This window comes from Pseudomonas shirazensis, from assembly GCF_014268785.2.
GTDB lineage: Bacteria > Pseudomonadota > Gammaproteobacteria > Pseudomonadales > Pseudomonadaceae > Aquipseudomonas > Aquipseudomonas shirazensis.
In genome coordinates this window covers 41,224-54,177 of record NZ_JABWRD020000001.1, presented here as the reverse complement: position 1 = coordinate 54,177, position 12,954 = coordinate 41,224, and the positions used below count along the sequence as shown (strand labels likewise).

The following is a 12,954-nucleotide window of genomic DNA, read 5'->3' as shown; positions in this document are numbered from 1 at the left end:
GTCTGACGTTCAGTAGATCCGAAAAACGCTGAATTTTTCAAACCAGTGCTCATTTTTGATAATTGGTACTGGCAAAAAGCCTTTATGCGGATCACTATTTGTCACAGAATTGACGCCAAGGAAACGGCAGATTTGAGGCAAGATGAACGCCAAAAATACACGACGGTTGAACATTTTGCCGTCGCGACGGTCAGATTTCCACCGCGCGGCATTTGACAACCGCTTCCCCTGAACCAGTAAACCGGTCAATTTATATGCGCCCATTGAAACAGGCTATTTATTCAAGCCGCACCGCTGACAAGTTTGTCGTTCGTCTGCCAGACGGGATGCGTGAGCGCATTGCCGAGGTAGCCCGCAACCATCACCGCAGCATGAACTCCGAGATCATTGCCCGCCTGGAGCAAAGCCTTATCCAGGAAGGCGCATTGGGCGACGAGCTGAGCATGCGCCTGGACAGCCCTGAGCTGAGCTTGCACGAGCGCGAGCTGCTGCAACGCTTCCGCCAGCTCTCCCACCGCCAACAAAACGCTCTGGTGGCCTTGATCGCCCACGATGTGGAAATGGCCGCCGACGCGTCCTGATCAAACCGCCAGAAACAACAAAGCCAGCGCAAGCTGGCTTTGTTGTTTCTGGCTGCCGGCGCTCCTCATCAAGCGCCGGCAGTAGGTTACATCAGGAATATCGTGGCGAGGCCAAGGAAGATGAAGAAGCCGCCACTGTCCGTCACTGCCGTGATCATCACACTGGCACCCATCGCCGGGTCACGCCCGAGGCGGACCAGGGTCATCGGGATCAACACCCCCATCAGCGCCGCCAACAGCAGGTTCAGGGTCATTGCCCCGGTCATTACCAGGCCCAGCGACCAGCTGCCGTAGAGCAGATACGCCACCACGCCGATCACACCACCCCAGACCAGGCCGTTGATCAATGACACCGCCAGCTCCTTGCGCATCAATCGCGAGGTGTTGCCCGGGCTGACCTGGTCCAGCGCCATGGCGCGGACGATCATGGTGATGGTCTGGTTGCCCGAGTTGCCGCCGATACCGGCAACGATCGGCATCAATGCCGCCAATGCCACCAGCTTCTCGATCGAGCCCTCGAACAGGCCAATCACGCGTGAGGCGAGGAACGCGGTAATCAGGTTGATCGCCAGCCATGCCCAACGGTTGCGCAGCGAGCGCCAGACCGAGGCAAAAATGTCTTCTTCTTCGCGCAGACCGGCCATGTTAAGGACTTCGCTTTCGCTTTCCTCACGGATCAGGTCGACCATCTCGTCGATGGTCAGACGGCCGATCAGGCGATCGCTCTTGTCGACTACAGGGGCAGATACCAGGTCGTAACGTTCGAACGCCTGCGCGGCGTCGTAGGCGTCGTCGTCAGGGTGGAAACTGACCGGGTCGGTAGCCATGACCTCAGCCACCTGCTTGTCCGGATCATTGACCAGCAGGCGCTTGATCGGCAACACGCCCTTGAGCATGCCATCGGAGTCGACCACAAACAGCTTGTCGGTGTGGCCTGGCAACTCCTTGAGCCGGCGCAGGTAACGCAGTACCACTTCCAGGCTGACGTCTTCGCGGATGGTGACCATCTCGAAGTCCATCAGTGCACCGACCTGATCCTCGTCGTAGCTCAGCGCCGAGCGGACCCGCTCGCGTTGCTGGGCGTCGAGGGTCTCCATCAGCTCGTGGACAACGTCACGCGGCAGCTCAGGAGCCAGGTCAGCGAGTTCGTCGGCGTCCATTTCCTTGGCAGCGGCCAGCAGCTCGTGATCGTCCATGTCGGCGATCAGGGTCTGGCGGACGGCGTCGGATACTTCCAGGAGGATGTCGCCGTCACGATCGGAGCGCACCAACTGCCAGACCGTCAGGCGGTCGTCGAGCGGCAGTGCTTCGAGAATGTAGGCGATGTCGGCAGGGTGCAGGTCATCGAGCTTGCGCTGCAGCTCGACCAGGTTCTGGCGGTGGACGAGGCTCTCCACCAGGGTATTGTGCTGCCCCTCCTGACGGTGGGTCAGGTCTTCAACGACACGCTGACGCTGCAGCAGGTCAATCACCTGGGCCAGGCGATCCTGCAGGCTGTCTTGGCTTTTCTTTACTTCGACTTCGGTCATAGGCGAACTCCACTCCCAGCAGCGGAGCACGCCGGGGAGATCAATCGATCAGATCTATTTTGGCAAATCGGATTAAGGGGTAACTACTGGGTAAGTCCATGGTGGTATTCCACAAGCCCCGGCGGGGCTGACGGGCGCAATCATACACTGCAAGAGCTGTCGGATTGCTTAAATTTTTGGTCAGAACAATCGTTTACGCGATTATCTTATGACAACGCGCAAAGCCTTCAGTGCGACGGTGGGCGCCAGACAAAAAGCACATAGGTGCAGGGCCTGTCGCATGAGCGCCCTACTCGCACAGTCTAGTCCGGCTTACTGACAATTCAGTGAATTGCAGACAACAAAAAGCCCGCTATAAAAGCGGGCTTCTTGATGAAGATGGTGGACTCAGCAGGATTCGAACCTGCGACCGCTCGGTTCGTAGCCGAGTACTCTATCCAGCTGAGCTATGAGTCCAAGTTGGTATTTTTAGACCAGGTTACCACTGGTTGAAACAAGGTGCCTGTGCAAGCACAACCACCGTGCTATATGGTGGACTCAGCAGGATTCGAACCTGCGACCGCTCGGTTCGTAGCCGAGTACTCTATCCAGCTGAGCTATGAGTCCAAGTTGGTAGTTTTAGACCAGATTACCACTGGTTGAACAATCCGGCTCTGCGAGCAAAACCTTCATGTTGTATGGTGGACTCAGCAGGATTCGAACCTGCGACCGCTCGGTTCGTAGCCGAGTACTCTATCCAGCTGAGCTATGAGTCCATGTCTTGCCGCGCATTATAGATCGCTTTACCGATTTGCCAAGTACTTTTTCGTTTAATTTCAACGACTTAGCGATCTTGGCCAGTTGAAGCGCCCTAAGCGAATAATGGCGGTGAAGGGGGGATTCGAACCCCCGATACCCTTATGAGGTATACTCCCTTAGCAGGGGAGCGCCTTCGGCCACTCGGCCACCTCACCGCAACACGGGGCGTACTATAACCAGAGCCCTCCCCGTTTGCAAACCCTTTTTTAAAAAAAATCTGATAAAAATTAAAGGGTTGGTTCTTCGTCCTTCTCTTTCTTGATTCGCAGGTAGATTTCTTCGCGGTGAACCGCGACTTCCTTGGGCGCGCTAACGCCAATTCGTACTTGGTTGCCTTTGACACCCAAGACCGTAACGGTGATCTCACCGTCACCAATGATCAGGCTCTCGGCGCACCGACGAGTCAGAATCAACATAGCTTTCTCCTTACGCAGTTCAATCAGGGACAACAGTCTGAGGTAGCGCACTGGCTGCGGGACGCACAGTCAGCGTGTTTGGCTGCCAGAGAGGACAGGACAGGGCCCACCCGGCGGCCGGAAACGCGAAGGGCGCGGCAAGCCGCGCCCTCCTCCTGGCTACGCGTTACTCGCCTTGGCGGGCAGGCGCATCCAGCTCAAAGGCGGTGTGCAGGGCGCGCACGGCCAGTTCGAGGTACTTCTCTTCAATGACCACCGAAACCTTGATCTCGGACGTGGAGATCATCTGGATGTTGATGGTCTCCTTGGCCAGCGCTTCGAACATGCGGCTGGCAACGCCGGCGTGCGAGCGCATGCCGACGCCGACGATCGATACCTTGGCAATCTTGGTATCGCCGATCACTTCACGGGCGCCGATCTCGCGCGCAGTGTTTTCCAACACCTTGTGCGCCGCTTCGTACTCGTTGCGGTGCACGGTGAAGGTGAAATCGGTGGTGTTATCGTGGGCAACGTTCTGCACGATCATGTCGACTTCGATGTTCGAAGCGCTGATCGGGCCGAGGATCTTGAAGGCAACGCCTGGGGTATCCGGCACGCCACGAATGGTCAGCTTGGCTTCATCACGGTTGAAGGCGATACCGGAAATGATCGGCTGTTCCATGGATTCCTCTTCATCAATGGTAATGAGGGTACCTGGACCCTCCTTGAAACTGTGCAGCACGCGCAACGGAACGTTGTACTTGCCAGCGAATTCGACAGAGCGGATCTGCAGCACCTTGGAACCGAGGCTGGCCATTTCCAGCATCTCTTCGAAGGTGATCTTCTCCAGACGGCGCGCCTGCGGTACCACCCGCGGGTCGGTGGTGTAGACACCATCGACGTCGGTGTAGATCTGGCACTCGTCAGCCTTCAGCGCGGCCGCCAGGGCCACACCAGTGGTGTCCGAACCGCCACGACCGAGGGTGGTGATGCTGCCGTTCTCGTCGACGCCCTGGAAGCCCGCCACGACAACCACACGGCCGGCCTTGAGGTCGGCACGAATCTTCTGGTCGTCGATCTGCAGGATGCGCGCCTTGTTGTGCGCGCTGTCGGTGAGAATGCGCACCTGGTTGCCGGTGTAGGACACCGCCGGCACGCCACGCTTGATCAAGGCCATGGCCAGCAGGGCAATGGTCACCTGCTCGCCAGTCGACACGATCACATCCAGCTCACGCGGAACTGGCTTGTCGCTAATCTGCTTGGCCAGGTCCAGCAAGCGGTTGGTCTCCCCGCTCATGGCCGACAGGACCACGACCAGGTCATCGCCTGCCTCGCGGAATTTCTTGACCTTGTCGGCAACCTGCTCGATCCGCTCGATGGATCCGACAGAGGTGCCGCCAAATTTCTGTACGATCAACGCCATTTCAAAGCTGCCTCTGCCCGTGATGGGCACCCAATAAACAATCCAACCTGAAACGGCCCGCTATCACTAGCGGGCCGTTTCATCTCAAAGCCGCTGTTCGGCGAACGGCACAGCCAGGGCCAGGGCACTGTCCAGTGCAGCGACGTCGACGCCGCCACCTTGGGCCATGTCCGGACGACCACCGCCTTTACCGCCAACCGCCGCAGCGGCCTGCTTCATCAGATCGCCGGCCTTGAGTTGGCCGGAGAGGTCTTTGGTCACGCCAGCCACCAGCACGACCTTGCCCTCATGCTCACTACCCAGCAGGATCACTGCGTGGCCGAGCTTGTTCTTCAGTTGATCGACCAGCGCCAGCAGAGCCTTGCCATCCTGCCCGTCAAGGCGAGCGGCGAGAACCTTGGCGCCTTTGACCTCAACGGCTGCGTTGGAGAGATCGTCTCCGGCAGCGCTGGCGGCCTTGGCCTGCAGCTGTTCAAGCTGTTTTTCCAGCTGACGGTTGCGCTCGAGCACCGCCGCCAGCTTGTCGATCAGGTTGTCACGGTTACCCTTGACCAATTGCGCAGCTTCCTTGACCTGCTCTTCAGCAGCGTTCAGGTAAGCCAGTGCTGCAGCCCCGGTGATCGCTTCGATACGGCGCACGCCAGAAGCCACGCCGCCTTCGCTGATGATCTTGAACAGGCTGATGTCGCCGGTGCGCTTGGCATGAATACCACCGCACAGCTCCACCGAAAAATCACCACCCATGCTCAACACGCGCACGCTGTCGCCGTATTTTTCGCCGAACAACGCCATTGCACCTTTGCGCTTGGCGGTTTCGATGTCGGTCTCTTCGGTTTGCACCTCGGAGTTCTTGCGCACTTCGCGGTTGACGATGTCTTCCAGCGCCTTGAGCTGCTCTGGCTTGACCGCCTCGAAGTGGCTGAAGTCAAAGCGCAGACGCTGGCTGTCGACCAGCGAGCCTTTCTGTTGGACGTGATCGCCGAGCACCTGGCGCAGCGCCGCGTGCAGCAGGTGAGTCGCGGAGTGGTTCAGCGAGGTAGCGTGCTGCACTTCGGCATCCACCTGCGCTTCAACCTCGGCGCCTACGCGCAGCGCGCCAGTGGCGACTACACCGTGGTGCAGGAATGCACCGGCAGTCTTGGTAGTATCACGCACATCGAAGCGCACGTCGGCGGCCTGCAGGTAGCCGGCATCACCGATCTGGCCGCCGGACTCGGCGTAGAACGGCGTGCGGTCAAGCACCACCACGCCTTCATCGCCTTCATGCAAATGCTCGACGGCCTGGCCGTCCTTGTACAGTGCGACGACCGTGGCCTGGGCCGTGGTTGCCTGGTAGCCGAGGAACTCGGTGGCAACATCGACCTTGACCAAGCTGTTGTAGTCCATGCCGAAGGCGCTGGCAGAGCGGGCGCGCTCGCGCTGGGCTTCCATCTCGCGCTCGAAACCGGCTTCGTCGATGGTCAGCTCACGCTCACGGGCGATGTCGGCGGTCAGGTCCATCGGGAAGCCATAGGTGTCATACAGCTTGAACACCACGTCACCTGGGACGGTAGTGCCCTGCAGCTGGGCCAGGTCCTGCTCGAGGATGCGCAGGCCCTGCTCGAGGGTCTTGGCGAACTGCTCTTCTTCGCTCTTGAGGACGCGCTCGATGTGCGCCTGCTGGCTGCTCAGCTCAGGGAAAGCCTGGCCCATCTCGGCGACCAGGGCGGCGACGATCTGGTAGAAGAAGCTGCCCTTGGCACCGAGCTTGTTGCCGTGACGGCAAGCACGGCGAATGATCCGGCGCAGCACATAGCCACGGCCTTCGTTGGACGGCAGCACGCCATCGGCGATGAGGAAGCCGCACGAACGAATATGGTCGGCGACGACTTTCAGCGAAGGCTGGCCGTCGTTGCTGCAACCGATAGCCTGGGCTGCGGCTACCAGCAGATTCTGGAACAGGTCGATCTCGTAGTTCGAGTGCACATGCTGCATCACCGCACTGATCCGCTCCAGGCCCATGCCGGTGTCCACCGACGGCGCTGGCAGCGGGTGCAGGACGCCATCGGCGGTGCGGTTGAACTGCATGAAGACGTTGTTCCAGATCTCGATGTAGCGGTCGCCGTCTTCTTCTGGCGAGCCGGGTGGGCCGCCCCAGATATCCGCGCCGTGGTCAAAGAAGATCTCGGTGCACGGGCCGCATGGGCCGGTGTCGCCCATGGTCCAGAAGTTGTCCGACGCATAAGGCGCGCCTTTGTTGTCGCCAATGCGCACCATGCGCTCGGCCGGCACGCCGATTTCCTTGGTCCAGATGTCGTAGGCTTCGTCATCGCTGGCGTAGACCGTGACCCAGAGTTTTTCCTGGGGCAGGTTCAGCCACTGCGGCGAAGTCAGGAAGGTCCAGGCGTAGGTGATCGCGTCACGCTTGAAATAGTCGCCGAAGCTGAAGTTGCCCAGCATTTCGAAGAAGGTGTGGTGACGCGCGGTGTAGCCGACGTTTTCCAGGTCGTTGTGCTTGCCGCCGGCGCGGACGCACTTCTGGCTGCTGGCGGCGCGGGTGTAGGCGCGCTTTTCCTGGCCGAGGAAGCAGTCCTTGAACTGGTTCATGCCGGCATTGGTGAACAGCAGGGTCGGGTCGTTGCCCGGGATCAGGGAGCTGGAGGCAACACGGGTGTGGCCCTGCTCCTCGAAGAAGCGAAGGAAGGCTTCACGGATTTCTGCGCTTTTCATAGGTTCTTCCACGGAAACGGCGGCCGTTAAGGCAAACACGTCGAAACGACGGCAAAGGGCCGCATTATATCGGTCCTGCAAGCTGGATGCAGTGTGTTTATGCGCCCTGAAAGGTCGTTTGCGGGCAATTTCAGGTCAGCACAGCTAAAAACTTGAAGGGGATGCTAAGGCGAGGGTTTGGCCGCTGGCAAGCCAATTACCGCTGGGGTAGGGAAAAACAGCCAGGATGCGCCGCTCGAGGCTGGCCACGCAGCGCGCAGCCAGCGCCAAATGGTACGGATCAGCTCAGGCGCTGGCCTGAATCGGGCACGATCAGAATGCCCGCACGCAGGCCGTTGCGCACCTTGGGGTTGGGGAAGATGATGCGCGCGCCCTCCTCCTCGACGATCCAGCGGGTTTCAGCCAGATCTTCGGCCAGCAGGTAACCCTTGCTCAGCTCGGAGAAATTTTCGATGTCATCCGGCAGGTGCAGGTGGAAGTGGTCGCTGTGCTTGATGATTTCGCGGGCCACGCTGAACAATTGCAAGCCGTCGAAACTGTCGTCGACCGCCGGCTCCTTGCCTTCGATGATCTGCACCAGGCGCTTGTGCAAACGGTCAAGGTTGACCTCTTCGTTCTGCCCGAACGGGCGTGCCTTGCCCAGTTCCAAGGTAAACGCCTCGGCTTCGAGCTGTTCGTAGGTGAAGGCACTGAAGGTGATCGAGGTCTTGCTCTGCAGCAACACCGCCTGCATCCCGGCCTGGCTCAGGCGTGCCAACTCGCGGCGCGAATGCTGGCGGCCGTCCTTGTACGGGTACAGGGCAAACTGCTCGATCTTCGAGCCGCGGATCGCGGTGTGCAGGTCGTAGTGCAGGCGATTGCGCCCGGCCACGCTGAAGAACGTGCGGGCGTACTGCTCCAGCTCGGCAGCACGCAGCGCTTCGAAACCGCTCGACGATTCGTGCCGACCGTTGAACAAGCGGTTCAGGTCCTGCTCAAGGTAACGCTGGCCTGCACGCATCGCCATTGGGCTGCCAAACAGGAACAGGATCCGCGCCTGCGGCACGATCTCGCCCCTGGCGATGTCCTGCAGCAATTGATCGAGCAACTCGATCGGCGCGGTCTCGTTACCGTGAATACCCGCCGACAGCAGCAGATGCAAGGTGCCGTCGTCCACCTTCGGCGGCGTCACTTCCAGCGCGCCCTCCCCCAGCCAACGCAGGCGCAGGCCTGCTGATGTCGATTGAGTCTTCTCGCCCGGCTCACGGCCGCCAAGCGTCAGGTCAAGCAGTTTGCCGAGGGCGAGCATAGGCACATCCTTAGTGGTGGTGACCGCAATCCGGGCCGTGCACGTGGCCATCCTCATCGTCGTCGCCCAGCTCAGCCGGCTCCATCTCCAGCTGCAGGCTGACCAGGTTGGTGGCCATCGGGCGCAGCAGCAGGTTGGCGAACTCGGCATCGCCTTCAGCGACGTCCACACCGATCAGCAGCTGGCCGCGGCCGTCCTGCTGAATCCAGACTTCCTTGCCCTGCCAGAGCACGGCAAAGCGCGTGCAGGAGGTTTCCAGTTGGGTGCCATCATCGTCTTCCAGGATCAGGCGCAGGGCGTCAGACATTACGTAATTCTCTCTTCAAGGTTGGCGTTGGAACGGATAGACCGAACCCAGCTTGAGCAGTTGGGTCAGGTCATCCAGGGCCGTACGGCATTCGGTGAGCAGTTGCGGGTCGGCCAGGTCGCTGTCGCTCATGCGATCGCGATAGTGCCGATCGACCCACTGGATCAGGCTGTCGTACAGCGGCGCCGACATGATAACCCCTGGATTGACCGCCGCCAGCTCGGATTCTTTCAAGGCCACGCGCAGACGCAGGCACGCCGGGCCGCCGCCGTTCTGCATGCTCTGCTTGAGATCGAACACCTTGACCTCCTTGACCGGGCCACCCCGGCTGGTCAACTGGCTCAGGTAGTCCCAGACGCGCGGGTTGTTGCGGCACTCTTCCGGCACCACCAGCAGCATCGAGCCGTCTTCGCGTGACAGCAGTTGGCTGTTGAACAGGTAGGAACGCACCGCGTCCTCCACTGCCACCGCCGCCCGTGGCACGCAGATGCTCTGGAACTTGCCGCCCTTGCCGGCCAGTTTAGCCTGCAGCTGGGCAAGTACCGCATCGGTCTCGAGGAAGGCATCCTCGTGGTAGAACAGCACTTCGCCGTTACCTACCGAAATCACGTCGTTATGGAACACGCCCTGGTCGATCACCGCTGGATTCTGTTGAGCGTAGACCACCCCATCAGCACTGAGGCCGTGCAAGCGAGCGACGGCCTGCGAAGCTTCCAGGGTCTGGCGTGCCGGGTACTTCTGCGGCGCCGGGTAGCGGCTGTCGAAGGCACTGCGGCCGTAGACAAAAAACTCTACGCCGGGCTCGCCATAGCTGCGACAGAAGCGCGTGTGGTTGGCCGCGCCTTCGTCACCAAACTGGGCCACCGCCGGTAGCGCCTGGTGGTGGGCGAATACCTGCTCATCGGCGAACATCGCCGCCAGCACGCGGCTGGTGGTCGGATGCTCGATGCTGCGGTGGTACTTGCAGTTGAGGTTGGCGGCGGTGAAATGCACGCGACCATCGGCAGTGTCGGCGCTCGGGCTGACCGTGGCCGCGTTGGCCACCCACATGCTCGAGGCCGAGCAGCTGGCGACCAGCAACGGCAGGGCCTCCTGGGCGGCGCGACGGATCACCTCGGCGTCACTGCCGCTGAAGCCGAGCCGGCGCAAGGCAGCAACGTCCGGGCGCTCCTGCGGGGCGAGTACGCCCTGCTTGAAGCCCATGTCGCTCAGCGCCTTCATCTTGGCCAGGCCCTGACGCGCCGCTTCCCGCGGGTTGGAGCACTGCTGGCTGTTGCTCTGCGAGGCCACGTTGCCGTACGACAGGCCGCCGTAGTTATGGGTCGGCCCTACCAGGCCATCAAAATTCACTTCATAGGATTTCATCGGCAAGGCTCCGAGACCATTTGTTATAGGGTGACGCCCGGCGTCAATGTCGCCGGCAAGGCGAGACTGGCGGTCTCCAGCGATGCCACGGGGTAAGCGCAGTAGTCGGCCGCGTAGTAAGCGCTGGCGCGGTGGTTGCCGCTGGCGCCGACGCCACCGAATGGCGCACTGCTGGCGGCCCCGGTGAGCTGTTTGTTCCAGTTGACGATACCGGCGCGGCTACGCAGCCAGAAGTGCTGGTAGCGCGCATGCGAGTCAGACAACAAACCGGCGGCCAGGCCGTATTGGGTGGCGTTGGCCTGGTCGATCGCGCTGTCGAAGTCGGCGTAGCGAATGACCTGCAGCAATGGCCCGAAGAACTCTTCATCAGGACGCTCTGCAACGCCTGTGACATCGAGGATGCCAGGGGTCAGCAGCGCTGCACCTGCTTGCGGCTGGGTCATCGCCAACAGCGCCAGCGCACCCTTGCCGATCAGCGCTTGTTGAGCATCAAGCAGGGCCTGGGCCGCCGCCAGGGAAATCACCGAGCCCATGAACGGCGCGGGTTGCTGGTCATAGGCGCCAACCGTGATGCTGTGGCAGACCTCGACCAGCCGCGCCAGCAGGCTGTCACCCCAGACGCCCTCCGGCACCAGCAAGCGACGCGCACAGGTGCAGCGTTGGCCGGCAGAAATGAACGCCGACTGAATGATGGTATAGACGGCCGCGTCGAGGTCCTTGACCTGATCGACCACCAACGGATTGTTGCCACCCATTTCCAGCGCCAGAATCTTCTCCGGGCGCCCGGCAAATTGCTGGTGCAACAGGTTGCCGGTGCGGCTGGAGCCGGTGAAGAACAAACCGTCGATACCAGCATCGGCAGCCAGCGCCACGCCAGTCTCGCGGGCGCCCTGAACCAGATTGAGCACACCCGCAGGCAAACCCGCCGCGATCCAGCATTTGACCGTCAGCTCGGCCACTTTCGGGGTCAGCTCACTGGGCTTGAACACCACGCAGTTACCGGCCAGCAGCGCCGGCACAATATGCCCGTTGGGCAAATGGCCAGGGAAGTTATACGGGCCAAACACCGCCACCACGCCATGGGGCTTGTGCCGCAGCACGGCAGTCGCATCGCCAAGCGGGCCGCTTTTTTCACCGGTGCGTTCACGATAGCTCTGCACCGAGATCGCCACCTTGTTGACCATGCTGGTGACTTCGGTTGCCGACTCCCACAACGGTTTACCGGTTTCTTCACCGATGCAGCGGGCCAGTTCGTCAGCGTTGGCCTTGAGCTGTTCGGCGAAGGCTTCCAGCACCGCGATGCGTGCCTCCAGGCTGAGCAGCGCCCAGGCCGGGAACGCGTCGCGGGCCGCGCTTACTGCGGCGGCAACCTGGCCAGCAGCAGCGCCCTGCCCCGCCCAGACGAGCGCCTGAGTGACCGGGTTCAGCGACTGCAGCGCCTCTCCCTGGCCAGCCTGCCATTGCCCTGCGATGTAATGGGTCGTCATCACTGCGCCTCCCGATTGGCGGACAAGGTGACTGCGCGCACGTGGTCACCCACGCCCAGGCGCAGGCGTTTCGCCGTCAGCGCGTCGACCACCAGCGTGCCGGCCGCCAGCCGCGCTGGCGCTGCGGTGATGCGGCAGTCTTCGCGTTTGCGGTTGTGGATCAGGTACGGCGTGGCGTCATCGCCTGGAGTGCCTACTGCCAGCACCAGATTCTGGCTTTCGCGCACGGCACGGATCTTCGCCGTGTCGCATTCGATTGCCGGGCCTGCATCGAAGATGTCGACGTAGCCCTGGTAGTTGAAGCCTTCGCGCTCGAGCATGGCCAGCGCCGGCTCGGTGTCGGTGTGTACCCGGCCGACCACACTGCGCGCAGCCTCGGAAAGGAAGCACGTGTACAGCGGGAACTTGGGCATCAATTCGGCGATGAAGGCCTTGTTGCCCACGCCGGTCAGGTAGTCAGCCTGGCTGAACTCCATCTTGAAGAAGTGCCGGCCCAGCGACTCCCAGAACGGCGAGCGGCCTGCGGCGTCGGAGATCCCGCGCATCTCGGCGATGACCTTCTTGCCGAACAGCTCAGGGAACTCGGCGATGAACAGCATGCGCGCCTTCGACAGCAGGCGGCCGTTGAGGCCGTTGCGGTGATCACTGCGCAGGAACAACGAACACAGCTCGGAGTTGCCGGTGAGGTCGTTGGCCAGGAACAGGGTCGGGATCTCGCGGTAGATATTCAGCTCCTGCGAAGCGCTGACGGTCAGGCCGACCCGGTAGTTGTACCAGGGCTCACGCAGGCCGACGGCACCGGCGATGGCACTGATGCCGACCACCAGGCCTTCGTCGTTTTCAAGCACGAACAGGTAATCGGTGTCGGCCCGCCCGGCTTCACCGGTGAAGCTCTTTTCAGCCCAGCGCACGCGCTGAGCCAGCCGCTCTTCGTTGGCCGGCAGGGTAGTCAGGCCAGTGGTACCGGCGCTGCGCGCCATTTCGATGAGCGCGGGTAAATCGCTGCTGCGTACAGGACGAACGATCATGCTATCTCCTTGAGCGGCGGTCTGTGCCGGCCGCAAGACGGGTG

10 protein-coding genes and 4 tRNA genes are annotated in these 12,954 nt (G+C 61.4%); 1 reads left to right on the top strand and 13 read right to left on the bottom strand.

Features of this window, described 5'->3' with window-relative positions; all coding sequences use genetic code 11:
• The first annotated feature begins 254 nt into the window (after positions 1-254).
• Complete coding sequence (locus tag HU736_RS00255) at positions 255-581, top strand: Arc family DNA-binding protein (RefSeq protein ID WP_033699552.1); 327 nt, start codon at positions 255-257, stop codon at positions 579-581.
• Positions 582-667: 86 nt separating this feature from the next.
• On the opposite strand, the gene mgtE is transcribed toward HU736_RS00255, so the two are convergent.
• From mgtE to astA, 13 genes are all read right to left on the bottom strand, one after another.
• On the bottom strand, positions 668-2,110 hold the full coding sequence (gene mgtE / locus HU736_RS00250) for a magnesium transporter (RefSeq protein WP_186698583.1): 1,443 nt from the start codon (positions 2,108-2,110) through the stop codon (positions 668-670).
• Between the two features lie 379 nt (positions 2,111-2,489).
• A tRNA-Arg gene (locus tag HU736_RS00245) sits at positions 2,490-2,566 on the bottom strand.
• A 73-nt stretch (positions 2,567-2,639) separates the two neighbouring features.
• Positions 2,640-2,716: transfer RNA gene (locus HU736_RS00240), tRNA-Arg, on the bottom strand.
• Positions 2,717-2,788: 72 nt separating this feature from the next.
• Positions 2,789-2,865, bottom strand: a tRNA-Arg gene (locus HU736_RS00235).
• Positions 2,866-2,972: 107 nt separating this feature from the next.
• Positions 2,973-3,063 (bottom strand) — tRNA-Ser (locus HU736_RS00230).
• A gap of 72 nt (positions 3,064-3,135) precedes the next feature.
• The gene (gene csrA, locus HU736_RS00225; protein WP_043209419.1) at positions 3,136-3,324 is read right to left on the bottom strand and encodes a carbon storage regulator CsrA; all 189 of its coding nucleotides are present in this window, start codon (positions 3,322-3,324) and stop codon (positions 3,136-3,138) included.
• Positions 3,325-3,490: 166 nt separating this feature from the next.
• Entirely contained in the window at positions 3,491-4,726 is a 1,236-nt protein-coding gene (locus tag HU736_RS00220) for an aspartate kinase (protein ID WP_101317730.1), read from the bottom strand.
• A gap of 84 nt (positions 4,727-4,810) precedes the next feature.
• Positions 4,811-7,435: an alanine--tRNA ligase gene (gene alaS, locus HU736_RS00215; RefSeq protein ID WP_186698581.1), complete on the bottom strand. Its 2,625-nt coding sequence runs from the start codon at positions 7,433-7,435 to the stop codon at positions 4,811-4,813.
• Positions 7,436-7,715: 280 nt separating this feature from the next.
• Positions 7,716-8,723 carry a succinylglutamate desuccinylase gene (gene astE, locus HU736_RS00210; RefSeq protein ID WP_186698579.1) on the bottom strand — a complete coding sequence of 336 codons (1,008 nt, stop codon included), beginning with the start codon at positions 8,721-8,723 and terminating at the stop codon, positions 7,716-7,718.
• 10 nt (positions 8,724-8,733) lie between these two features.
• Positions 8,734-9,030 carry a topoisomerase II gene (locus HU736_RS00205; protein WP_101317724.1) on the bottom strand — a complete coding sequence of 99 codons (297 nt, stop codon included), beginning with the start codon at positions 9,028-9,030 and terminating at the stop codon, positions 8,734-8,736.
• Positions 9,031-9,045: 15 nt separating this feature from the next.
• Entirely contained in the window at positions 9,046-10,395 is a 1,350-nt protein-coding gene (gene astB, locus HU736_RS00200) for an N-succinylarginine dihydrolase (RefSeq protein ID WP_186698577.1), read from the bottom strand.
• A 23-nt stretch (positions 10,396-10,418) separates the two neighbouring features.
• On the bottom strand, positions 10,419-11,885 hold the full coding sequence (gene astD, locus HU736_RS00195; RefSeq protein ID WP_186698575.1) for a succinylglutamate-semialdehyde dehydrogenase: 1,467 nt from the start codon (positions 11,883-11,885) through the stop codon (positions 10,419-10,421).
• On the bottom strand, positions 11,882-12,910 hold the full coding sequence (gene astA, locus HU736_RS00190; protein WP_103436605.1) for an arginine N-succinyltransferase: 1,029 nt from the start codon (positions 12,908-12,910) through the stop codon (positions 11,882-11,884). Before astA ends, astD begins: the two co-directional genes overlap by 4 nt.
• Positions 12,911-12,954 lie beyond the last annotated feature (44 nt).

Bases quoted from the DNA above. Each gene is read 5' to 3' on its own strand.
- astB (WP_186698577.1), bottom strand. From the start codon at position 10,395: ATGAAATCCTATGAAGTGAATTTTGATGGCCTGGTAGGGCCGACCCAT.
- csrA (WP_043209419.1), bottom strand. From the start codon at position 3,324: ATGTTGATTCTGACTCGTCGGTGCGCCGAGAGCCTGATCATTGGTGAC.
- astE (WP_186698579.1), bottom strand. From the start codon at position 8,723: ATGCTCGCCCTCGGCAAACTGCTTGACCTGACGCTTGGCGGCCGTGAG.
- mgtE (WP_186698583.1), bottom strand. From the start codon at position 2,110: ATGACCGAAGTCGAAGTAAAGAAAAGCCAAGACAGCCTGCAGGATCGC.
- HU736_RS00205 (WP_101317724.1), bottom strand. From the start codon at position 9,030: ATGTCTGACGCCCTGCGCCTGATCCTGGAAGACGATGATGGCACCCAA.
- alaS (WP_186698581.1), bottom strand. From the start codon at position 7,435: ATGAAAAGCGCAGAAATCCGTGAAGCCTTCCTTCGCTTCTTCGAGGAG.
- HU736_RS00220 (WP_101317730.1), bottom strand. From the start codon at position 4,726: ATGGCGTTGATCGTACAGAAATTTGGCGGCACCTCTGTCGGATCCATC.
- astA (WP_103436605.1), bottom strand. From the start codon at position 12,910: ATGATCGTTCGTCCTGTACGCAGCAGCGATTTACCCGCGCTCATCGAA.
- HU736_RS00255 (WP_033699552.1), top strand. From the start codon at position 255: ATGCGCCCATTGAAACAGGCTATTTATTCAAGCCGCACCGCTGACAAG.